This window comes from Carnobacterium sp. GW821-FHT04C06 (genome assembly GCF_059420345.1).
The window spans coordinates 336,089-359,389 of the sequence record NZ_JBWKTN010000003.1 but is presented as its reverse complement, the minus strand read 5'-3'; the positions used below and the strand labels follow the sequence as shown (position 1 = coordinate 359,389).

Genomic DNA, 23,301 nt, shown 5'->3' with positions numbered 1-23,301 from the left:
CGTTGAAAAAACCCACACGTATCTCTTTAGCTAAACAAATTACAACCGAAATTGAGAGTCAAATTGAGAGCGGACGTTGGCCTGTTGGGTCAAAAATCCCTCCAGAATCTCATTTGGCAGAGCAATTTGGTGTAAGCCGCAATACAATGCGGGAAGCGTTACAATCCTTAACTCAATTAGGAGTACTTGCATCAAAGCCTGGAGATGGAACCTATGTAATGACTGCAGGCAAGTTTGAAGCCAATATGTATACCCGTTTAGAAAAAGCAGAAACGAAAGAAATTGCTGAAGCAAGGCTTTTTTTAGAAAAAGACTTAGCAATTTTAGCTGCTAAAAATCGTAATGAAACAGATATTGAAAAAATAGCATTAGCGTTAAAGAAGCGTAATGAAAAAAAAGCGACTCTTGAAGAAGAGGCTAAAAGTGATATTGAATTTCATGTGGAAATTGCCAAAGCTGCCCATAATAGCGTAATGTATGAACTGTATTGTTACATGTCTAACTATATTTATGAGCTTATTCTAGAAAAAATGTATCAAGATTTAGAACAAGACTTGCCGGATTTAGAAAAATTGCATCAGGATCTCTTTCTGGCAATTAAAAAGCAAGATCCAATTGAAGCTGAAAAAGTTGCCTCTTGTATTAATCATTTTTAATAATCAAAGCTTGAAGTTGTTGAATAAACTATCTCTTAAATTCAACAGCTTTTTTTGTCGTTCTATTGACAAAGTTATTCAGTTCGTGTTAATGTCATATTGTTCAAATGTCCGACATTTAAAAAGGGGTATTTTATGAAGAATAGAACTATAACTCGAAAAGGTTTTTTCTTAGGCCTTGGAATTTTATTCATTGCAACAATTTTAAGAGCACCAATTACGTCAGTAGCACCATTAATCGGAACAATCAGTAGTGATTTAGGTCTGAATTCAGCTGCAGCAGGGATGATTTCAACCACTCCATTACTAGCTTTTGCTCTGTGTTCTATCTTAGCACCAATTAGTGAGCGGAAAATAGGCATTGAAAAAGTGCTATTTTTATCGCTGATTGGCTTATCAATTGGCATTTTTCTTCGTTCATTTTCAGGTTCTTTCTTCTTATACTTTGGAACCATTTTGATTGGCATTTCTATTGCACATTGCAATGTGTTAATTCCAAGTTTAATTAAAAGAGATTTTCCTGAAAAAGTTGGTTTAATAACAGGAATTTATTCTGTCACTATGAATGTTTGTGGTGCACTAGCGTCAGGAATCAGTTTGCCACTTGCAACAAAACTGCATTTAGGTTGGCAAGGTTCTTTGAGAGTCTGGCTTGTTTTAAGTATGTTAGCCCTAGTTTTTTGGTTGCCACAAGTTCGTTCGACCACGAAGATGGATTTATCTGTATCTACTCCCAAACAAAAAAGCCTTATAAAATCTTCATTGGCTTGGAAAATCAGTTTATTTATGGGCATTCAGTCCTTGATTTTTTATACGCTAATTGCATGGATGCCACAGCTGATTTTGCAAAAAAATATAGACGGCGAGTTAACAGGATGGCTTTTAACCTTGTTGCAATTATTTTTAGTACCAGCTACTTTTTTAGTCTCAATAATAGCAGGTAGGTTAGCAGAACAAACGATTCTTGTTTGGCTTGGTGCAGGCACTATTTTTATTGGTTTATTAGGAATTATGTTGACAACAAGCCTACCAATTATTGTCATTTCTGTTATTTTATTAGGTATCGGCGGAGGATGCTGTTTCAGTTTATCGATGATGTTTTTCAGTTTACGCTCTAAAAGCTCAGCCGAAGCTTCTCAAATATCTGGAATGGCTCAATCCGTGGGTTATTTGCTTGCTGCAAGTGGACCGTTATTATTTGGTTTATTACATGATTTAAGCCATTCATGGATCAGTTCATTACTTGTTTTGTTAGCACTATCGGTCGTTCTACTTTATGTCGGTCTAGGTGCTTCAAAAAAGGTATATCTTTAAAAAAACTACTCTGAGTTCTTATCCTCAGAGTAGTTTTTTTAGTTAAAAGTAATTTATTGCACAAACTATCTGTTAAAAAAATAGTATAAAATTAGCTTTTAAATCTATTTGTTATTGAATTGAGGGACTGAACCTGTTATGATAATAGCGAACGTTTTGTTCGTTAATTCACAATCTTTTTTTGGAGTAACGACACAAAATATAAACAAAATTTGGAGGTAAAGTATGAAAAAGAAATTGGTTACGTTGTTGTTTGTTATGTGTGGTCTAGTTATTGTTTTAGCTGGCTGTGGAGGAAAAGAAAAGGATGTTAGTAAGAAAGATTCTTCAAAAGAAAAAGCAGAAACTTCAGAGGCAACAACCGGTGCATCTGAAACAAGTTATACGGCACTAGATAAACTAAAAGACAGTTATGATATTGTGATTGTCGGTTCTGGTGGAGCGGGAATGTCTGCAGCATTAGAAGCAAAAGAAAAAGGACTGAATCCTGTTATTCTTGAAAAAATGCCTATTGCTGGTGGAAATACAATGAAATCATCATCAGGTATGAATGCATCTGAAACAAAATTCCAAAAAGAACAAGGTATTGAAGACAATAATGACCTTTTCTATGAAGAAACATTAGCTGGTGGACATGGCACAAACGATAAAGAATTATTGCGCTACTTTGTTGATCATTCTGGTGAAGCAATTGATTGGTTAGATTCAATTGGAATTCGTTTAAACAACATTACGATTACAGGTGGAATGAAAGAAAAACGTACTCATCGACCAGAAGATGGTTCTGCAGTTGGTCAATATTTAGTGAACGGTCTTGTTAAAAATGTGCAAAAACAAGAAATTCCATTATTTGTAAATGCAGATGTTACAAACATTACTGAAAAAGATGGAAAAGTAAACGGCGTGGAAGTAACATTTGATGGAAAAGAAAAGAAAACCATCAAAGCAGATGCTGTTGTTGTGACAACAGGTGGTTTTGGAGCAAACATGGAAATGATTTCAGAAACTAACCCAGAATTGAAAGATTACGTTACAACAAATCAAAAGGGCAGTACTGGTGACGGAATCAAGATGATTCAAAAATTGGGTGGCGTAACAGTCGATATGAACGAGATTCAAATTCACCCGACAGTTCAACAAGAGAAATCCTATTTAATTGGTGAAGTAGTTCGTGGCGAAGGTGGTATTTTAGTTTCATCAGATGGTCAACGATTTGTCAATGAACTGGATACACGTGATAAAGTATCACAAGCAATCAATCAAACAGCTGATAAATATGCATACTTGGTTTTTGATTCAGGGGTTGCTGAACGAGCAAAAGCAGTTGAACAATATAAACAGCAAGGATTCGTTAAAGAAGGTAAAACGATTGCAGACTTGGCAAAAGAAATCAATGTTCCTAGTGAAGAGTTGGAAGCGACAATGACAAAATGGAACGACAATGTGAACTCAAAATCCGATTCAGATTTTGGGCGAACAACAGGAATGGATCACGATCTTACAAAAGGTCCTTACTACGCAATTAAAATTGCACCAGGTATCCACTATACAATGGGTGGCGTTAAAATTAATTCTAATACAGAAGTCTTAACGAAAGAAGGCACACCAATCAAGGGCTTATATGCAGCTGGTGAATTAGTTGGCGGTTTACATGGTCAAAATCGAATTGGTGGAAATTCAGTTGCTGAAATCATTATTTTTGGACGTCAAGCTGGCGAACAATCAGCAGCATTTGTGAATACAATTAAATAGAAAAACGTGTTTGGTTGCTTAAACAACCAAACACGTTTTTTTTTTAGTTATTTTTTAAAGAACGCTCCATTTCAAGACGTTGAATTTTCATTGTTGCCGTTCTTGGTAGGTCTTCATAGTTCATGATGATGGGTTCATTAATATGTGGCAGATCAGAAACATTCTTCCACCATTGCTCCCAATCCATTTCCTTATTTTCATTAACAGCTAAAATCGGTTGAGGACTGCCGTCAACGCCGCGAATTAAAACGACTTCATCTAAGAACGGCATGGCATCTAATAATTTGTCTTCAATTGCCAATGAACTTTCAATATTTGCAATCAAGTCAACTTGACGATCGTGAAGTGACAAACGTCCTAAATGATCTTTAGCACCATAATCGCCACTGTCCCACCATTTGCCATAAACATTTTCTTGAAAGCGCGCATCTTCTTTATAATAGGTCAATGCACGCCCTTTTGAAAACATTTGAATATTGCCACTGACATTAGCACCAACTGGATTTCCTTCTTGATCGACAATTCGAACTTTTGTTAAGCCAGGCATGCCAATTCCCATATCCCGTGCATCTGTTTTTTTAAGAGATTTTTTTGTATTTGCTCGCATAATCATTGGGCCACATTCACTTTGTCCGTAGACTTGTAAGAAAACAGGGGACTTTTCCTTTGAACAACGTAAGAAAACGGCCATGGTTTCTTTGTTGATAGCATCAAAAGTGGAATGATAAAATTTGATACTAGAAAATACTTCTGGTTGTTCTCTAGCTAAAGAAGCCCATTGTACAAAATGATTTGGATGTGTTTCTAAAATTCTTGGTTGATAAGTTGTTAAAATACGGCGGATATTTTCTTTAGCTGGATTTGCAATTGGGAATAACGGAAAACCTTTCGCCATTAGAGATGAAATTCCAATGTTAAAGCGTGAATGAACAGGTGAAATATGGAAAGCCACCAATTCTTTTTTACGAATCATACTGAAAATATTTTTTTGCCACTTGGTGCGCCAGCCCATTGAATTGGCTGAGTGTGCAATAAGCTTTGGAACACCTGTTGTACCAGAGGTGTGAGTCATATAAGAAATGGTATCTTTTTCAAGTTCTTCTTGAGGGCATTGAGGTGCACTGTCGCTAAGAATCAACTTTTCAACTTCAATTAATTTAGTATCAGGTAGATTTTTTAAGCTAGTACTTTTGTGATGAGTTTCACTATCGAATAGAAGCCAAGGCTGATCTAAACGATTGACAAAGATATCAATTGTTTCTGCTGGTAAATGAGGTGAGACCATAACGGGTACAGCGCCAAGATAAGAAGCAGCGACTGCTAATAGATAAGTATCAAACTTTGCTGATTTATAGATAATGATTTTGTCTGCTTTTTTTACACCTAATTGATGTAATTGTGCTGCTCGATTCACAATGGACTCCTTACAGCCTAGATAAGTGGTTTCCAAATTTAATTCAGGGAAAGCAATTAAAGGCTCATCAAAGTAAATCGCTTTGGTAGGGAATTTTTCTGCAGCTTTTTCAAAATTGGTGTACAAGTTTAATGGTTCATATTTATTCAACATTAAAAGTCAATACGCTCCTTTTATATTTAGATGGTGTTATTATATCATGTGATTTAAGAATGTCTATCGATTCTATAATAAGACTAAAAAAAATAGAGGGAAACAAGCTTTTTTCTAATTGAAAACAAAGGATAAAGGGATTTTTTCGTCAAATGAAGTTAGTAATCACAAAATGAAGGCTACGATGTTTGCTTGTGATAGCGACTATTAAACCATTTTTTTAAAAATTAGCTGTTTTTTATTATTTTTTCTAAAAAATAATGAAGATGGCTATGGTATATTCAAGGTATCCAATAACAGATATTTTGGAAATTAATAAGGAAAGGAGAAAAATATGACACCTAAAAAAAGTCAATGGTTAAGTATTTTGTTCATTATTTTTAGTATTTTTATAATTATTGGACTTAATTTAAATAACGTTGATGGTGAAAAAGGAGTTCAAGCAGAACAGCAGAAATCAGAAAATCTGTTATTTCAACTAGAATCGCTCCCTCTTCAGCAAGTTAATCAGACTTTTCAAATTCAATTAATCTATTCAAGAAAGCTTACAGAAGAAATAAAGTTAAAAGTTCCTGAAGGCATAGAATATCAACCATTACCTGAGAAACAAGACGATTCCAATTATATAGTAAACTTTGATTATACAACGAGAGAAGTGACGATTGTTCCAACGAGTGAAAATGAAGCGACTCAAGAAAGTTCTCAAACGATTGCTCTTGATTTCAAAGCGACAGCAGCAACAAATTATTCTTTACAGGCTGTGACTAGCGATGAGCAAACAACAATTGTTTCAAATAGCTTACAGTTGACAGTTGAAGCCAATGAACCTGCTCAAGACGAGTCTAACTCGGAAAATGAAGCTGATAATCAAGAAGGTGAAGCTCCAACTCCACCCGATACTGAAACAGCAGAAAAAGCTGCGACAGAAGATTTGGATAATCAATTAAACTTGAACTTAAACACACGCTCTTTATACAATGCTAGGTCAATTGAGACCAACAAACCAGAAGATCGTTTAATTATTAAAGAAAAATTCCGTGACCCAATTGGTTCGGGAGCTAAATTTATTGATCCAACGATTCTACAAATGAGTGATGCAAAATCTCAATTAGGAAGTATTTGGTCAAAAAACAAATTGGACTTAAAGAAAAACTTTGCACTCAAGTCTTATGTCTATCTAGGAGATTCAAAAGCCAGTGCCGCAGATGGAATTACATTTACCTTGCAAAATGACGAACGAATGGCAACCAACCCAAATAGTGTAATTGGAAGTGGCGGAATGGGATTAGGTTCTTATAGTTCGGCATCAGGAAAACCTTATGTTCATCGAGGATTATCGGTTGAATTTGATACCTACTATAATAATGGTTCTTCTAATAGAATGGACCGAGAAGTTGATAAAAATGGCGGGCGTGGGCATGTTGCTGTGGTAAAACCTAAGAGCAATAATAATAACTACTCAGGAGAACATTCACACATTCAATACCCTTCAGATTATTTATCAAATGGAACGTGGCGATCTTTTGTTGTGACATGGGATAGCGCAACGAATCAATTAAGTTATCAATTAGAAGGTTTAGACAAAGTTACTTTTGGCATTAATCCGCAGACTGAATTTGGCGGAGACTCTGTTTATTGGGGATTTACGTCATCGACAGGTGGCTCTTATGCACAAAATGCTATTGCTATTTCAGAATTGCCACAAGAAATTGATGCAAATCAAGAAGTGACCATCAAAAATAGCACATCTAATACAGTCTTAGCAACAGAGCAAGAAGCGAATGCTGGAGATGTGATTGAATATCATATTAAAAATAGTTACCTATCAGAAGAAGAATGGATTGCAGATTGGACGAATGTCGTTTCAATAGCTACCTTGCCAGATGGATTAACGTATCAACCGGGTTCTGCTACGATTGATGGAAAATCAATTGCAGACAGTTCTATAACGATTAATGGTTCAAATATATTATTTCCAAAAATGAATTTTACTAAAACACAACGGCACCAAGAAATTGTTTTTAAGGTTCAAGTAGATAAGAATTTGAAAGGACCTCAAGATTTAACTTCTACATTTAAGGCAAAAGGGGATAATTATATTGCAGAAGGAAATTCTGTTATCGTTCATCTTTTAGAACAACCAACGGGTGAAGTAATTGTACAGTATTTAGATGAAGAAAATAAACCAATTATAAATGATATTCATCTAAAAGGTTATAGTGGCGAAGAGTATCAAGCAGAACGAAAAGAATTTCCAGACTATTTGTTGGTAGACATTCCAGAAAATGAAAAGGGTATTTATCGCGATGGAGAAATTACAAATGTTATCTATAAATACAAAATGAGAGCATTAGAATTTATTTCTGCACCGAGCAAGATTGATTTTGGTGAAGACTTAACAATCACATCAAAACCTAAAATATATCCACTAACAGCAATGGATGGAAAGTTAACAGTTCAAGATACTAGAGCTGATAAAAAAAGCTGGACGGTTACAGCTAAAATGAAAAAAGTCTTAACAAGCACGGGGAATCAAGTGCTTCCAAACGCAGTTCAGTATACCAGACAAGGACAAACTTCGATTATCAATTCAGCCGCGACTGTTATTTTTGAAACAGTTAGCCCAAATGACGAGGCCGTTGACGTCTCTGATAATTGGTTTCCAAATGGAGATGGCTTATCATTGAAAATCAATCCAGGAGAAGCTTATTCTGAAGCCTATAATGGCACGATTAATTGGACATTGCAAAATACACCAGCAAATCAATAGGAGGAATTAGATGAAAAAGCAAGCTCGATTTATATTGTTATTTATTGTTTTGTTCACTAGTTTCTGCTCTATTGAAGTCGCATTCGCAGAGCCCTCTAACCAACAACCTTACACATCTAATGGTGACATTAGTTTTTATGGAGAGTACGAATATCCAGGTGAAGAAAAACCATCTGGAATCTTGCCTAATACTAGTCCACCAACGAATCAAGGTGAAACAGGCTCTGGTAATCGTTTGCCGCAAACTGGTGAAAACAATCCACAACTACCTATTGTGTTAGGCGGTATCTTGATATTAAGTAGTTTTTTAGGAATAAAAAAATTAGGAAAATAATTAATTAAAATTTGGAGGAAAATAAAAAATGAAACTAACAACATTAATGACAACATCAGCTTTACTATTAGCAACAATCGGTGGAACAACGGCCTTAGCAGCAGATGGCGATCACGGTGGCGTATATGAATCTAACGGACTTGTGGAATTTATTCCAAATGACGAGCCAACAAATCCAGTCGATCCAACAGATCCAACAAACCCAGTTGATCCAATTGACCCAACAGATCCAGAAGGCCCAAATCCTGGAACAAGCGGACCGTTAAGTATTGATTACGCTTCAAGTTTAACCTTTGGAAAAAATAAAATCACCAATAAAGATGAAACGTATTTTGCTGATGCTCAAAAATTAAAAGATGGAACATTTAGACCAAACTATGTGCAAGTTTCAGATAATCGTGGAACTAATGGTGGTTGGACATTAACTGTTAAACAAGAAGGGCAATTTTCTAACCAAACAACACAAAATAAAGTATTGACTGGTTCAGTTTTAAAATTAGTAGATGGCGTAGCGGTTAGTAATGTAACAGATGTCACTGCACCTATCACTTCAGCAATTACATTAGACCCTACAGGAGCTGCATCACCAGTAATGAATGCAGCAGCTAAAACAGGAGCTGGAACATGGATAGATCGTTTTGGGACAAATGAAGAAATGACAATCAACGGTGAAGCTGTTCAAAAAAATAAAGCAATCACGTTAGATATTCCAGGATCAACTCCAAAAGATGCAGTTAAATACAACACTAAATTAACATGGACATTAGCAGATATTCCTGATAATGGATCTGAAACACCAGAAGAAACAACAAAATAAATTAAAGCAACTAAACAATTGGAGGAAATAAAAAGATGAAAAAAGCAACTTTAATCACAACGTCAGCACTAGCATTAGCAACATTAGTAGGAACATCAGCAACAGCCTTAGCAGCACCAGGTAAAATTCCAGCAAATTATGATTCAAACGCTGTTGTAAAATTTGTCCCAGATGACAATATCACACCACCAGTGGATCCAACAGATCCAACAAACCCAGTAGAACCAATTGACCCAACAGATCCAGAAGGTCCAAATCCTGGAACAAGTGGCCCACTAAGTATTGATTTTGCCTCTTCATTTTTCTTTGGCGAAAATAAAATTACAAGTAAAGATATGGTTTACAACGCAGCACCTCAAGAATTAAAAGATGGTTCAACTCGTCCAAACTATGCACAAGTAACCGATAATCGTGGTGGAGCGAAAGGCTGGAAATTACAAGTAAAACAAAATGGTCAATTTAAAACAGCTAAAGACGAAGAATTAACAGGCGCGATGATGTCATTTAAAAATGGTCAATCAGCATCAGAATCAACTTCACCAATCCCTTCAGTTGTAAAAGAATCTTTTGATTTAACAACAAATGGAACTGGAGCAGTTGAAGATATCATGGCTGCTAAAGAAGGCGAAGGCGCTGGAACGTGGGTATACCGTTTTGGTGATGATACAACTAAAGCAGATAGTGTGACTTTATCTGTTCCAGGTAAAACAACAAAAATGGCAGACACTTATTCAACAAAATTAACATGGACATTAACTGATGTACCGGATAATGGTGAAACACCAGAAGAATAGAAAAAACGGAACAGCATCAATGAAAATTGATGCTGTTCAATTATTGAAATGCGTAACGAAGGAGACCACTATGATAAAACGTAAACATTTATTTACCCTACTAATAGTCGCTTTGACAATTCCTTTTCTCAAAGGATCATTTGTTTCAGCATCAGAATTAAATTTTGCAGTAGAGCCTGTAATTCCAGAAAATCAACGAGATAAAACAAAGACCTATTTTGATTTATTAGTGAAGCCAGATATCGAACAAACAATAGAAATTAATTTACGAAATGACACTGAAAATGAAGTGATTGTTGAACCAAAAGTCCATTCTGCAACGACTAATTTAAATGGTGTTGTTGAATATGGGCCAGTGGATAGTAAAAAAGATTCTACGTTAAAGTACGATTTAAATGAAATTGTACAGGTTGAAAATGAAGTGAAAATACCGGCTCATAGCTCAATCAAAGTTCCTTTAAAAATCAAGATGCCTAAAGAAGCGTTTGATGGTATTCTAGCAGGCGGTATCACGCTACAAGAAAAAGACACAAAAAAAAGCGAAAATACAGAAACAAAAGGTTTATCGATTCAAAATCAATATGCATATGTTGTGGCTTTAGTACTAAATGAAAATAATAATCCTGTTAAACCAGAGTTGAAGCTAAATAAAGTGTATCCAGATCAAGTAAATGCCCGCAATGTAATTAATGCAAATTTACAAAACAGTACACCAAACTATATAAATCAACTAAATGTTTCAGCTAAAATAACTGAAAAAGATAAGTCAACAGTGCTATATGAGACAACCAAAAAGGCTATGCAGATGGCCCCAAATTCTAATTTTGATTTTCCAATTTCATTATCAGGGAAAAAATTAGAGGCCGGAGACTATACACTTGAATTGACTGCAACAACCAAAGCTGATCGCTGGCATTGGAAAAAGAATTTCACAATCAAGGCCGATGAAGCAAAAAAATTGAATGCTAAAGATGTTACTATAAAGAAAGATTATACATGGATTTATATAGTGGTTGGCATTATTTTAATTTTAGTATCAATTTTACTAATTATTCTTATTTTAAAACGCAAACGAAAAAAAGAAGAGGAAGAGCGTAAAAAAAGAAACCGGATCAAAAGAAAAAAGAAAAAGTTAGCACAACAACAATCAAATCAAAAGAAGGATAATTAAGGGATAAAGGAAATGGAAGGACAACTAGTGAACATAAATAACAAATATTTTTTAGCCGGTTTTAAAATGAAGTCAGTTGAACACACAAAAAAATATCCATACAAACAGACTAGAATCAATCAAAAAAAGAGCAGTTCCTCCCCCTCTGCTAAATGAAAGTAAAAGGACTAACAATGGTTAGTCCTTCTTATTAATCATTCCTTTTAATGAAAAACAACAAAACGAATGTAGAAATGAAGTAGATAAATCATGCAGATTAGGGGGATTTACATGGAAGAATTTCTTGATAAGATTGATAATAGAAAATTTTTTCTCTTTAAAGCACTAGAAGAAAGTTATCGGAATAGATTAACTTATTCTGAATTGATGGAAGCCTTAAATGTTTCAGAGTTTGTGTTGATGAGGATTTTAAATGATTTAGAAGATGATCTCCAAAAGTTTGATTTGACGGAATCATTTAACATTATTAAATACAAAAAATATGTTCAATTAGAAGAAAAATTGGATGTGAATTCAGAGATATTGCTTCATAAACTAGTAATCAATTCCCCTAAATTCAAAATGATTGATTGCATCTTAAAAAAAGAATTTCCAGGGGTTAGTATTTTTTCAGAAGAAAATTATGTTAATATGCCCAAAGCATATAGTTACATTAAAGAAATAAAAAAATTGTTTATAAGAACAAGAATCAAAATAAATGCAAAATTTGAATTAGTTGGCAACGAAATGGACCAACGAATGTTTATGTTTAATTTTTATTATTCTATATTTGGTAATATCGATACACCCTTTCACAGAAATATTTCAGAAGAAGCGGAATTGCTGACCGCGCAGTTTAAAATGGAGTGCTATCCAAGATTATCTATTATTCAGACAAATAAATTACTTTATTTGTTTAGTATTATCTTGATTCGTCAAAAAAATGGTGAGTATATTGATTCTGAAATGACAGTTCGTGATTATTTAAGAGAAGAAGATTACCAAATGTACAGTCTTTTTTTTAGAAGCAAGTTCATAGAAATTGATGATAAGGAGATTAATTTTTTTATTGCATTTTTAATTTCAGAAAATATTATCAATAGTGATGAAAATGTTATAAAATATAATCAACAAAGTATCAACACAACAGAATTATTTCTCAGCCGTTTTGTTGAGCGCTTTGGTAAATTTGAAGATTTTAGATTAAAAAGAAAAATAGAAGAAGGGCTGAATCATGCCCATTTTAAAGTAAGTCTGATTAATCGAACTAAATATTTTCGAGATGAATTTATTGTATTTCCTTTTATTAAAGAACAATATGGGGAAATTTTGCAATTTTGTGACGAGTTTGTAGAAAGTTGCAGACGAACACCGAGCTTGAAAATTGTATACTTAAACAAAGAATTTCTCTTAAATGAATACATTTATTTGATTATCAATAGTATGCCTGCTAGTTTTTTTATGAAAGAAATCAATGTTTGTGTTGATTTTCTATTGGGAAAAAATTACAATGAAATGATTATTAAGAATATTAAGACATTTGAATTTTTAAATATCGAAATTCAAGAAAATTTAGACCTCAAAACGGATTTATTATTAACGGACAGCCTAATGAAGAACGAATTAACCTGCGATTATATAATATGGAACACTCCACCAACCACCCAAGATTGGGGAAATTTGGGAGAATTGTTGGTGAAGATAAAAAAGAAGAAAGAAATGAAGAGATGATAAATAAAAAGAAACTAATACAAAAACTGATTATATCCTTAACGGTATTGTCCTTTTATGGATTTATCGACTTATGCACAGTTCAGGCATCGGATCAAGAAAATATTGTAGATCCATTAGATCCATCAAAAAAAGCAGAACCGGTATTTCCACCAAGACAGGCTCAAAAAAGAAAAAACGAGCAAGAATTATCAGAAGAATCGTTAATTAGTTTACCAGATGGGAAAAAGCCAATAAAAATTGTTAAACCATCTAAAAAGAAAAGAGAAAAACAAGAAAATAGGTACAACCACTTACCTCAACAATTCAACGTAGAAACTATTTTTCCAGATGGAATTGAGCCAGGCGAAGGCAAAGAAGATGATCTTTATCTTTCTGAAGTTTACATTCAATTATCAGGAACAATCTTATTTGGCAGATAAATATAGAGGGGGCAATGTTATGAAAATTGAAGATTATTGGAAAGATGTTACAATCTATGTTACAGAATTTATTGTAAATCAGGGGACAGAAAAAGAAAGAAGACTATCCAGATGCCTTGTTTTTGATGAAGAGGTTACTAAAAATGAAGCAATAAAACATGTGAATGACAAATTTAGTAATGTTGGCGAAATTCTGTATATTGATTTGTTTGACGAAGGTTTGCGAATGAAGTGATTGGATGGAAGAGCATCAATAACTGTTAAATGAAAAGTAAAATAAAGCATAGATGAAATAACTTTCTCATTAATGGGGTTATTTCTTTTTTTATATAATAAGACGCTATAAACATATAGGTGAGCTATACGCTTATAACGTGAGGGGCTTGTGTTGAAAACTTTAATTGTTCGATAGTTCTTATACGAGCTTCTAATTGATCCCATTCAACTTTTAGCGGAAACATATGCCAGTAAAAAATGGGTTCACGTGTCGGTTGTAAATAATAATCCGATAAAATAAGGTCAATACAATCTGTTTCTTGATCTGTAATTGTTAGGTAGAAAGGCAGAGTGTAGATTTTATCATATAAAGCTTGTTTTTTTGATTCATCTAATTTTGTTACAACTAATAGACGAATCATCGGTTGATAATAATTGGCAATTAAATGGCGATGAATTAAGTGCGTTATATTTTTTTTTTAAAAAGGCATTTTATCAGAATCTATTTTATTTTCATCAAGAAGAGTAGCTAGTTCTGTCTGGTAAGAATTACTAATAGGTGACTGTTGGTAGGTGTTTTCTAATAATTCAAGATAAGAGTCACCTAAATGAGAACTTAAATAAACTAAGTAAAATAGTTCATTTTTAAAAAAAGTTGATAGTTTTGCTTTTGGGAAAAGTTTAACAGTGTCTTCTAATAGATGTGCTGTTTTCTTTATTAGAGGATCTTCTGTTAGATGTAAAAAGGACTCAATTGGAAGATTTAATATCTGGTGAATTACAAAAAAGATAAAATATTCCTCATTTTTTTGTTCAGAAAGACCATTATTTTTACTAAAATTTTTAATAAAAGGAAGCAAGCTAATATAAAATGGGCTATTTTGAGCAATAGTTTGATAAAAAGTCACCTTTGGATCAATAAATTCATTTAAACGATATCTTGTTTGGCAAAGCGCAAACCAATATTTAAGCTGTTCTTTTTGAATGAATGAGAGTTTAATAGAAGTTAATGCTTCAATAGCTTGAATATCGTCATCTAGTTCAGCTGAAGTGACAACTTGAAAAGGCCATTCAACTCCATTACAAGTGTAAAAATAATAATAAAAGAATAAATAGCGAATCCTGAGTTCAGACCCATTCATCTTTAAAGGTGAGAGATCGAACGATAAGCATAATGGCTTTAACAGTTGGTTCATTAAGCGGATTTGGCGATATATATAGCTATAACTAAAGAAATTTACTTTAGCATAAGAATCGATTGTTTCATTTTGTTGATGAAATGTGTATAAAAAAAAGTAATAAAACAAAGTATCTTTTATAATTTCGTGGTAAACAGCCTCTATTGAAAATGAATTTTTTTTCGAGAGGTAGTACCCATCATTATTTTTAACTAATTGAATATCTTGTTTAAAGGCTTCTAAATAATGTTGTAGTTCTTTTAAGTAGCTTAGCAACGTCTTACTGCTTACAGATAATTGTTGGCTTAAAGTAGTAGTAGAACAAGGCTTATTTTGGTTGGCTAGTAATTTCAATAGTTCAACTTTTCTATGTGCAATTTTATCAAGCGAATTTATTTTACTTAACATCAGTATCTCCTTTCAAGTATCAATTATAAGTAAAAAACAGTAACCAACTTACGGGGTTACTGTTTTTTGTTTTTTTATAAAGCAACACCTTGTAAATCAGGAGTTGTGTAAAGTTTTTCTAGAGGAATAAATACTGGGGTAGTAGTAGGACGCATGCTTGGCGTAATCCATTTAATGTGGCTGTATAAACCAAATGTAGGATCGTTGATTTGTCCAATATCCCATACTTCATATTTAACTTTAGCAACTTGTCCAGCATTAAGGTAAAGTGGAGTACCGTAATTAGGTAAATCATTTACCATTAGAGTGTAACCTAGGTTTCCAGTCATTGAGAAGCTATAAGTTCCAGATTCAGTAATTGGAATGTAAGCTGTTTTGATAATTTTAAAGTTACGGTAGCCTAAGTTTGGGTAAGGCTCTGTTAATCTATAAGAAGAATCAAGTGTTTTCGCTTCATACACTGATACAAAATTATCCCATTGGCCTGATTGTGTATTTCTTTTTTGGTAAACAGAATGTACGCCATTTACTAATTTTTCTGGTGTTTCAACCTCAACACCTTGTAAATCAGGAGTTGTGTAAAGTTTTTCTAGTGGGATAGATGCATAGTTAGTAGTTGGACGCATGCTCGGGGTAATCCATTGGATGTGGCTGTATAAACCAGATGTAGGATCGATAATTTGACCACTATCCCAAGATTCAAACTTAATTTTGGCAACTTGTCCAGCATTTAGATAAATAGGTGTTCCATAATTAGGTGAGTCGTTAATCATTAACGTCATTCCTAAATTTCCAGATGTTTTAAAACTATAATAGCCTGTTTCAGTAATTGAAATATAAGCAGTTTTGATGATTTTAAAGTTTCTTAAACCTAATCCTGGATAAGGTTCAGTTGATCTGTATGAAGAATCCAGTGTTTTTGATTCGTATAATGACATGAAATTTTCCCACTGGTTTGTTTGTACATTTCTTTTTTGATAGGTTGTATGAACCCCGTGTACTAATTTTGTTGTAGCTCTTGTGTTGCTGTCTGCAGCAAATGCTTGGTCAGACTTAGTAGGAATACATAGAAACAGCAGTGCTGCTAAAAGAATTCCAATGATACTTAATTGCTTTTTCATTTTTTTGTTGCCTCCTTCTTTTTATACTTTCAGTTTATCAGCTCTAATCATCAAAATGTTTTCCTAAAGAAAGAAAAAGATTCTTCTTTGTGAACAAAGATAAATTTGTTTAAGAAGTTTTTCATTTACTCATTAAATACTGATTTTTGTGAATTAATAGAAGAAATAACTATGAAAAAGTCGAATTAAAGCTCGGTGGTCAATAAAAAGATAAAACTAAGTATTCATTTTGCTGAGAAATATTGATAGGAATAAAAAAATCAACGAATGAAAAGAAAGAGCATGCTTTCTAGATTAAATAGGAAGCATGCTCTTTCTTTAATTAAGATAATTCGCCTGTTAAAAATTGAGCTTTTCCAAAACCAAAGCTCCAATCTTCATCGTCATTGATTACGAATGAAACTAAAATATCCCTTGGGCTAATCTGACATTCTTTTTCCAAACGGGTTACAAGTGAATGATAAAATTGTTCTTTTTGTTTTTTTGTTCGTTTACGGCTAATGACAGTAAGAATCATCTGATTTTTAGTTCGGCTAAATCCTAGACCAGTATCTTCCATTCTCATTTCATAGGGCTTATGTTGGGTGACCACTTGATAGCGATCACCAGGTGGCACTTGAAAAGCATCTAAAACAACTTGGTGTGTGACATCAAGCATTTTAATAATTTCGTTTTCTGTTTTTCCTTCTAATAAATCAAACTTTAGTAATGGCATAATCTTCCTCCTCCTTAACTGTTATGTGGTCGTCAAAAGGTTAATCCCCTGTTCTTGGCAGAATATTTGATATTCAGCTGGGATGTTTGGTGTGGTAATAATCGTATCGACTTTTTCCAATGGCGCATAAGTCAATAAAGTCGATTTATTGAACTTAGAACCATCTGCAAGTAGATAAACATCGCTAGCTTTTTCAACAATCATTTTTTTAATACGGTATTCTAGCAAATCAGAGTTTGTTAGCCCATTTGAAATAGAAACACCAGTTGCTGCCATAAAAGCTTTGCCAATATTGTATTTTGTAATGAGTTCCTCATCTTCCACTCCAACAAATGAGCGTGTCTTGGCTTTATAGCTATTTCCAATCAAAATCAATTGGATATTTTCCATACTTGCAACAAGATTCACTACATCTAAGCTATTCGTGAGTACAGTAAAGTGTAAGTCTGGAGAAATAGCGTTTAAAAGCTGGCTTGTCGTCGTCCCTGAGTCAATAAAAATTAAATCATTTTCTTTAATCAGAGTGCTAGCAATGGCCGCAATTTTTTCTTTTTCTTCTTGATATTGAATTGTCCGATTTTCATATGGAACTAATGTATTTTCAACAGCAACAACTCCTCCGTAGACTTTTCGTAGAGTCCCTCTTTTCTCCAATTCGTTAACATCTCGGCGAATGGTATTTTTTGAAACATTGAAAACTGAACAGAGTTCATCTAAGGAGATACTTCCTTGTTGCTGTATGTAGTTTTCTACTTGTTGAATTCGTTTTAATTTCATATAAATAACAACCTTTCAGAGGATTTACGAATAAGTTGATTAAAATATAACATATAATCAAAATGTGTTCAATAGTTAATCATTTTGATTTTTTTCTAGAGAACTTTATATAAATAAAATGTTTTTATTAGTTAATTGGGTCGTCAACCCCTTTTTTTAACAGTTTTTTTGATTTTTAAGTTAGTTTTATCTTATTTTAATTAAAAAAACATTGACTGTTAACCAACTTAATTGTAACATGTAATCAAGAGTTAACCAATAAGGCGGATTTAATTTGGTTATGTCTTGTTTTTTCATTATTTGTAAAGAATAAGCGCACTTTTTTAATAAAAGAGATTGAATAGGAGGAAAATAACATGACAGAAATCAGAAAATTAAGAAATTATATCAATGGCCAATGGGTTGCTAGTAAAACAGCTAAATATGAAGACGTTTACAATCCAGCTACGAGTGAGATCATTTGCCAAGTTCCGATTTCAACGAAAGAAGATTTAGCAGAAGCAACTCAAGTAGCATCTACAGCATTTGAGAAGTGGAAAAATATAGCTGTACCAAGAAGAGCAAGAATTTTATTTACGTTTCAACAATTGTTGCTACAACATAAAGAAGAACTAGCACGGTTAATTACGTTAGAAAATGGGAAAAATTTATCTGAAGCGCGTGGAGAGGTTCAACGAGGGATTGAAAATGTTGAATTTGCAGCAGGAGCACCGACATTAATGATGGGAGACTCATTAGCTTCTATTGCAACCGATGTAGAAGTAGCTAATTATCGTTACCCAATTGGGGTAGTAGGTGGCATTACACCGTTTAATTTCCCAATGATGGTTCCTTGTTGGATGTTTCCAATGGCGATTGCATGTGGAAATACGTTTATTTTGAAACCTTCAGAGCGAACACCATTACTAACGGAACGACTAGTAGAACTGTTTTCAGAAGCAGGATTGCCAGCAGGAGTTTTCAACGTTGTCTACGGGGCACATGATATTGTTAATGGAATTTTGGAACACCCAGAAATTAAAGCGATTTCATTTGTAGGTTCTAAGCCTGTGGGTGAGTATGTATATAAAACAGGAAGTGATCATTTAAAACGAGTTCAAGCCCTAACAGGTGCAAAAAATCATTCCATTGTTTTAAAAGATGCAGATTTAGATGACACTGTTACAAACATTGTTTCTGCCGCTTTTGGTTCCGCTGGGGAACGTTGTATGGCATGTGCTGTTGTAACGGTTGAAGAGTCAATTGCAGATGATTTTATCGCAAAATTAAAAGAAAAATCAGAAGCAATAAAAATAGGGAATGGACTTGACGATGGAGTGTTCTTAGGTCCAGTGATTCGAGAAGAAAATCAAAAACGCACCATAGACTATATTGAAAAAGGACTTGCAGAAGGAGCAACTTTAGTCAGTGATGGACGCCAATCCATTCCTGAGACAGGGTACTTTGTTGGACCAACTATTTTTGATGGCGTTACAACAGAAATGACGATTTGGCGAGACGAGATTTTTGCTCCAGTATTGTCAATTATCCGTGTTAAAGACTTAAAAGAAGCGGTAGAGACAGCCAATAAATCTGAATTTGCGAATGGCGCATGTCTATTCACGAATAACGCAGCTGCCATCCGTTATTTCCGAGAAACCATTGACGCTGGCATGTTAGGAATTAATCTAGGTGTCCCTGCCCCAATGGCCTTCTTCCCATTCTCTGGTTGGAAATCTTCTTTTTATGGAACACTTCATGCCAATGGCAAAGACAGTGTGGACTTTTATACAAGAAAAAAAGTAGTCACTGCTCGTTACCCTAAAGCTACTATCTAAGAAAAAAGGAGATGCTGATGATGCCAAACTTGAAGTACCAACCGATAAGCGAAACATTAAGTTCAGGTGTTCAACTCGTTCAAAAGATTGATACGAAAAACTCACCCTTACATTACGTCCAATTAAAGATTTTAGAAATGGAATTGAATTCTAGTTACGAAGAGTCGTTAGCTAAGCAAGAAGTGTGTATTGTAGCCTTGACGGGGAAAATAACGATTACTGATTTTACACAAACATTTAAAAAAATAGGCACAAGAGGATCTGTTTTTGAAAAAATACCAACAGATAGTGTGTATATTTCCAATAACCAAACTTTTAAAGTAACAGCTGAATCAAAAGCAAAAGTCTTGATTGCATATTCGCCTTCAACTAGACAATTGCCTACAAAGCTGATTGCGGCAAAGGACAATACAATTGAATACCGTGGCAAGTATCAAAATAAACGACTTGTTCACAATATTTTACCTGATGACAGTCCGATAGCGAATAGTTTATTAGTCGTTGAGGTATACACAGATGGAGGAAATTGGTCAAGTTATCCACCTCATAAACACGATCAAGATAATTTGCCTACAGAATCTTTATTAGAAGAGACTTATTATCATGAAATGGACCCACCACAAGGGTTTGTTTTTCAAAGAGTGTACACAGATGATCGTTCAATTGATGAAACAATGACGGTGGAGTGTGGCGAAGTAGTCGTGGTTCCAAAAGGCTATCATCCGGTATCTGTCCCAGATGGATACAATTCCTACTATTTAAATGTGATGGCAGGCCCAACTAGAAAATGGCAATTTCATAACGACCCTTTTCATGAATGGATTTTGGATCGAAAATAAACTAAAAGGAGCAAACAACATGACGCAAACAAAAGAATTTGACATTATTGCTTTAGGGCGAGCATGTATTGATTTAAATGCAGTAGAATACAATCGTCCAATGGAAGAGAGCATGACTTTTAAAAAATATGTTGGAGGTTCTCCAGCAAATATTGCAATAGGAAGTTCAAAACTTGGAGTGAAATCCGGTTTTATCGGAAAAATTCCAGATGACCAGCACGGTCGATTTATTAAAAAATTTATGTCAGAAGCTGGGATTGATACAAGTGAGATGGTGACTGATCATGAAGGACACAAGTCAGGTTTAGCATTCACTGAAATCAAAAGTCCATCAGAGTGTAGTATTTTGATGTACCGTGAAAATGTAGCAGATCTGTTTTTAAAACCAGAAGAAATTAGTGAAGATTATATTAAAAAAACCAAAATGTTGCTAGTGTCAGGAACCGCGTTAGCTATGAGTCCATCACGAGAAGCAACTTTGAAAGCGATTTCCATCGCTCGGAAACACAACATTCAAGTGACGTTTGAATTGGATTACCGTCCATATACATGGAACAATCCCACCGAAGTTGAAATTTACTATTCCTTAGTTGCCCAACAGTCGGATATCGTGATTGGTACAAGAGATGAATACAATCAAATGGAAGGACTAGAGAAAGGAGACAATCAAACGACTATTTCCAATCTGTTTAAACATCAACCCAACTTAATTGTGATTAAGCATGGTGTAGAAGGTTCCTATGCCTATACAAAAGCTGGGGAATCCTACCGTGCTGGTTCTTATAAAACAAATGTCCTGAAAACCTTTGGTGCAGGAGACTCCTATGCAGCAGCATTCTTGTATGCAATAAGCGTAGGAAAAGAAATTGAAACGGCATTGAAATACGGAAGTGCCTCGGCGGCTATTGTCGTAAGCAAACATAGCTCATCTGAGGCTATGCCGACAGTTGCCGAAATTGAAGAATTAATTCAAGCACAATCCTAAGTAAAGGTGGAAACGCGATGAGTAAAAAAATCAGATTGACTACAGCGCAAGCTTTAATCAAGTTTTTAAATCAACAATATTTACATGTCGATGGAAAAGAATTTCCTTTTGTAGAAGGGGTTTTCAATGTTTTTGGACATGGAAATGTATTGGGCATCGGCGAGGCACTTGCCGAAAACTCCGGACATCTCAAAGTGATTCAAGGGAAAAATGAACAAGGAATGACTCACGCAGCAGTTGCTTATAGCAAACAAAAATTACGCCAAAAAATATATGCAGTAACTGCTTCTGCTGGTCCTGGTTCAGCAAATATGATTACAGCAACGGCTACCGCATTTGCTAACAACATTCCTGTTTTAGTACTACCTGCAGACACCTTTGCTAGCCGACAACCAGATCCTGTTTTACAGCAATTAGAACAAGAAAGCAGTGGGGCGACTACAACAAATGATGCATTTAAGGCTGTCTCGCGCTACTGGGATAGAGTGCAACGACCTGAACAGTTAATGAGTAGCTTATTACGGGCCTTTGAAGTGATGACGAACCCAGCAACGGCAGGACCTGCAACGATTTGTATTTCTCAAGATACGGAAAGCGAAGCCTATGATTATGACGAAGAATTTTTCAACAAACGCATTCATTATCTCAATCGCCAAGTACCAACGGATAGAGAATTAACAGAAGCAGTAGCTAAAATTCGTCAAAGTAAAAAACCCGTTATTATTGTTGGCGGAGGTGCTAAGTATTCAGAAGCACGCGAAGAGTTGATGGAACTGTCAATTCGGTGCAATATTCCTTTAGTTGAAACACATGCTGGAAAATCCACTGTGGAAGTAGGATTTGAAAATAATTTAGGTGGAACAGGTGTACTCGGAACAATAGCAGCCAATAAAGCCGTTCGACAAGCAGATTTAATTATTGGAATTGGAACAAGGTACACAGATTTCACCACTTCTTCAAAGACGGCTTTTAACTACCAACAAACAACATTTTTAAACATCAATATAAATCGCATGCAAGCGTACAAATTTGATGCTTTTCAAGTGGTGGGAGACGCAAAAGCCACCTTGCAAGAACTAATTCCACGGTTAAATGGCTATCAAACAGCTTTTGGTAACAAAATCTCTGATTTAAAAGCGGAGTGGCTTATTGAACGAAATCGGTTAAGAGAGGTTCGTTTCAACAAAGAGCAATTTGATCCTGAAATCAAAGGGCAATTCGATCAAACAATCCTCAACGAGTATTCAAAAGCATTAAATACAGAACTTACTCAAACAAGTGCCTTTATCGCTATCAACGATACTGTTGCAAAAGATAGCATTGCTCTTGCAGCAGCGGGCTCCTTACCTGGAGACATGCATCGCTTATGGAACGCAGCGGTTCCAAATACCTATCACTTGGAATACGGTTATTCTTGTATGGGCTACGAAATCAGTGGTGCATTAGGTGCTAAACTAGCCCACCCAGAGCAAGAAGTGTACGCAATGGTAGGTGATGGTAGCTTTTTGATGCTTCACTCAGAACTTATAACCTCTCTACAATATGGCAAAAAAATCAATGTAATGCTGTTTGATAATTCAGGTTTTGGATGTATTAATAATTTACAGATGGATAATGGCAGTGAAAGTTACAACTGTGAGTTTCGAACTAGCGACAATCAAATTATGAACATTGATTACGCCAAAGTCGCAGAAGGATATGGAGCAAAAGCATATCGTGCAACTACTAAAGAAGAGTTAGTTTTAGCAATTGAAGATGCAAAAAAACAAACCCGCTCAACGCTGATTGAGATGAAAGTATTGCCTAAAACGATGTCAGATGGTTATGACAGCTGGTGGCATGTAGGGGTTTCTGAAAATTCCGAAAATCCAAGTATTGAAGAAGCCTATCAGCGAAGTCAAGCAATGTTAAAGAATGCTAAAACCTACTAAGTCATTA

General features: G+C 34.6%; 21 protein-coding genes. 15 read left to right on the top strand and 6 right to left on the bottom strand.

Translation table 11 applies throughout. The features are described 5' to 3' along the window. Positions 1-2 precede the first annotated feature (2 nt). From AC07SW_RS07040 to AC07SW_RS07030, 3 genes are all read left to right on the top strand, one after another. Positions 3-656 (top strand): FadR/GntR family transcriptional regulator, encoded by a 654-nt coding sequence (locus AC07SW_RS07040; protein WP_135022675.1) that lies wholly within the window; start codon positions 3-5, stop codon positions 654-656. Between the two features lie 135 nt (positions 657-791). Then, on the top strand, positions 792-1,970 hold the full coding sequence (locus AC07SW_RS07035) for a CynX/NimT family MFS transporter (protein ID WP_494632524.1): 1,179 nt from the start codon (positions 792-794) through the stop codon (positions 1,968-1,970). A gap of 225 nt (positions 1,971-2,195) precedes the next feature. Next, positions 2,196-3,722 carry a flavocytochrome c gene (locus AC07SW_RS07030; protein WP_119907423.1) on the top strand — a complete coding sequence of 509 codons (1,527 nt, stop codon included), beginning with the start codon at positions 2,196-2,198 and terminating at the stop codon, positions 3,720-3,722. A 43-nt stretch (positions 3,723-3,765) separates the two neighbouring features. Here the strand turns inward: AC07SW_RS07030 and AC07SW_RS07025 are convergent, their stop codons facing one another. Continuing rightward, entirely contained in the window at positions 3,766-5,289 is a 1,524-nt protein-coding gene (locus AC07SW_RS07025) for an acyl-CoA synthetase (RefSeq protein ID WP_311780969.1), read from the bottom strand. A gap of 334 nt (positions 5,290-5,623) precedes the next feature. On the opposite strand from AC07SW_RS07025, the gene AC07SW_RS07020 reads away from it, so the two are divergent. From AC07SW_RS07020 to AC07SW_RS06985, 8 genes are all read left to right on the top strand, one after another. Further along, complete coding sequence (locus AC07SW_RS07020) at positions 5,624-8,059, top strand: lectin-like domain-containing protein (protein ID WP_463685278.1); 2,436 nt, start codon at positions 5,624-5,626, stop codon at positions 8,057-8,059. Between the two features lie 10 nt (positions 8,060-8,069). Beyond that, positions 8,070-8,393 (top strand): LPXTG cell wall anchor domain-containing protein, encoded by a 324-nt coding sequence (locus tag AC07SW_RS07015; protein ID WP_034572388.1) that lies wholly within the window; start codon positions 8,070-8,072, stop codon positions 8,391-8,393. A gap of 28 nt (positions 8,394-8,421) precedes the next feature. After that, positions 8,422-9,210: a WxL domain-containing protein gene (locus tag AC07SW_RS07010; protein WP_034572387.1), complete on the top strand. Its 789-nt coding sequence runs from the start codon at positions 8,422-8,424 to the stop codon at positions 9,208-9,210. A 35-nt stretch (positions 9,211-9,245) separates the two neighbouring features. Beyond that, the gene (locus tag AC07SW_RS07005; protein WP_034572386.1) at positions 9,246-10,004 is read left to right on the top strand and encodes a WxL domain-containing protein; all 759 of its coding nucleotides are present in this window, start codon (positions 9,246-9,248) and stop codon (positions 10,002-10,004) included. 70 nt (positions 10,005-10,074) lie between these two features. Continuing rightward, positions 10,075-11,175: a WxLIP family cell surface protein gene (locus AC07SW_RS07000; RefSeq protein WP_119907427.1), complete on the top strand. Its 1,101-nt coding sequence runs from the start codon at positions 10,075-10,077 to the stop codon at positions 11,173-11,175. Positions 11,176-11,445: 270 nt separating this feature from the next. Continuing rightward, positions 11,446-12,885: a helix-turn-helix domain-containing protein gene (locus AC07SW_RS06995; protein WP_463688572.1), complete on the top strand. Its 1,440-nt coding sequence runs from the start codon at positions 11,446-11,448 to the stop codon at positions 12,883-12,885. Beyond that, positions 12,882-13,307, top strand: a complete 426-nt coding sequence (locus AC07SW_RS06990) for a hypothetical protein (protein ID WP_135022680.1) — start codon at positions 12,882-12,884, stop codon at positions 13,305-13,307. Before AC07SW_RS06995 ends, AC07SW_RS06990 begins: the two co-directional genes overlap by 4 nt. A 19-nt stretch (positions 13,308-13,326) precedes the next feature. Next, positions 13,327-13,542 carry a hypothetical protein gene (locus tag AC07SW_RS06985; protein ID WP_034572381.1) on the top strand — a complete coding sequence of 72 codons (216 nt, stop codon included), beginning with the start codon at positions 13,327-13,329 and terminating at the stop codon, positions 13,540-13,542. A gap of 124 nt (positions 13,543-13,666) precedes the next feature. Here the strand turns inward: AC07SW_RS06985 and AC07SW_RS06980 are convergent, their stop codons facing one another. From AC07SW_RS06980 to AC07SW_RS06960, 5 genes are all read right to left on the bottom strand, one after another. Beyond that, the gene (locus AC07SW_RS06980) at positions 13,667-13,945 is read right to left on the bottom strand and encodes a hypothetical protein (protein ID WP_494632522.1); all 279 of its coding nucleotides are present in this window, start codon (positions 13,943-13,945) and stop codon (positions 13,667-13,669) included. A gap of 57 nt (positions 13,946-14,002) precedes the next feature. Continuing rightward, positions 14,003-15,109, bottom strand: coding sequence for an AcpB/EbpR/MafR family transcriptional regulator (locus AC07SW_RS06975; protein ID WP_494632521.1), 1,107 nt, complete (start codon positions 15,107-15,109; stop codon positions 14,003-14,005). Positions 15,110-15,183: 74 nt separating this feature from the next. After that, positions 15,184-16,230, bottom strand: coding sequence for a PA14 domain-containing protein (locus tag AC07SW_RS06970; protein WP_494632520.1), 1,047 nt, complete (start codon positions 16,228-16,230; stop codon positions 15,184-15,186). A gap of 322 nt (positions 16,231-16,552) precedes the next feature. Beyond that, positions 16,553-16,945, bottom strand: coding sequence for a tautomerase family protein (locus tag AC07SW_RS06965; protein ID WP_034572375.1), 393 nt, complete (start codon positions 16,943-16,945; stop codon positions 16,553-16,555). Positions 16,946-16,966: 21 nt separating this feature from the next. After that, positions 16,967-17,722 (bottom strand): DeoR/GlpR family DNA-binding transcription regulator, encoded by a 756-nt coding sequence (locus AC07SW_RS06960; protein WP_034572372.1) that lies wholly within the window; start codon positions 17,720-17,722, stop codon positions 16,967-16,969. Positions 17,723-18,078: 356 nt separating this feature from the next. On the opposite strand from AC07SW_RS06960, the gene iolA reads away from it, so the two are divergent. Genes iolA through iolD form a run of 4 tightly spaced genes read left to right on the top strand, consistent with a single transcriptional unit; the run spans position 18,079 to position 23,294 of the window. Then, positions 18,079-19,539 (top strand): methylmalonate-semialdehyde dehydrogenase, encoded by a 1,461-nt coding sequence (gene iolA / locus AC07SW_RS06955; RefSeq protein ID WP_034572370.1) that lies wholly within the window; start codon positions 18,079-18,081, stop codon positions 19,537-19,539. Positions 19,540-19,556: 17 nt separating this feature from the next. Next, entirely contained in the window at positions 19,557-20,378 is an 822-nt protein-coding gene (iolB, locus tag AC07SW_RS06950; protein ID WP_208854071.1) for a 5-deoxy-glucuronate isomerase, read from the top strand. Positions 20,379-20,397: 19 nt separating this feature from the next. Then, entirely contained in the window at positions 20,398-21,363 is a 966-nt protein-coding gene (iolC, locus tag AC07SW_RS06945; RefSeq protein WP_034572366.1) for a 5-dehydro-2-deoxygluconokinase, read from the top strand. 17 nt (positions 21,364-21,380) lie between these two features. Beyond that, positions 21,381-23,294, top strand: a complete 1,914-nt coding sequence (gene iolD, locus AC07SW_RS06940) for a 3D-(3,5/4)-trihydroxycyclohexane-1,2-dione acylhydrolase (decyclizing) (RefSeq protein ID WP_135022683.1) — start codon at positions 21,381-21,383, stop codon at positions 23,292-23,294. The last annotated feature ends 7 nt before the right edge of the window (positions 23,295-23,301 follow it).